Source organism: Campylobacter sp. 2018MI01 (genome assembly GCF_018501205.1).
Lineage (GTDB): Bacteria > Campylobacterota > Campylobacteria > Campylobacterales > Campylobacteraceae > Campylobacter_E.
The window spans coordinates 1-413 of the sequence record NZ_JAHCZE010000178.1 but is presented as its reverse complement, the minus strand read 5'-3'; the positions used below and the strand labels follow the sequence as shown (position 1 = coordinate 413).

The following is a 413-nucleotide window of genomic DNA, read 5'->3' as shown; positions in this document are numbered from 1 at the left end:
ACTCTGCTCTCTTTCGGCGCAAATGCCGCAGTACACCAGGTCAACGCGGAACAGGCGCAGAATCTGCAACCGATGGGCACCATTTCCGTCTCGCAGATTGGCAGTACGCCAATGGATATGCGCCAGGAGATCGTCGCTAAAGCCGAAAAAGCAGGCGCTAATAGCTATCGCATCATCGAATTAAAAGAAGGTGATAACTGGCACGCCACCGCCGAGTTGTATAAGTAAACCCTCGTCGTCGAACCCGACGACTTGCCCCCGCCTGCCGGGGGCTTTTTTATGCTTTTTCAATGCCGGACATTAAACCGTAGCCGCCCCTCCAGCTCTTCTTCCGCTTCATCAAAGAGTAAAATCAGCGCCCCGTAGCGCCTGCGCAGTTTATCAGGCAGGTGAACGAACTCAATCTCTAGCGG

At 54.0% G+C, this 413-nt stretch carries 1 protein-coding gene; it reads left to right on the top strand.

Going from position 1 to position 413, the window contains the following annotated elements:
* Positions 1-228, top strand: a 228-nt coding sequence (yhcN-B, locus tag KJQ97_RS09570; RefSeq protein WP_214120718.1) for a DUF1471 family stress response protein YhcN-B, incomplete at its 5' end; no start/stop codon positions are given.
* Positions 229-413 lie beyond the last annotated feature (185 nt).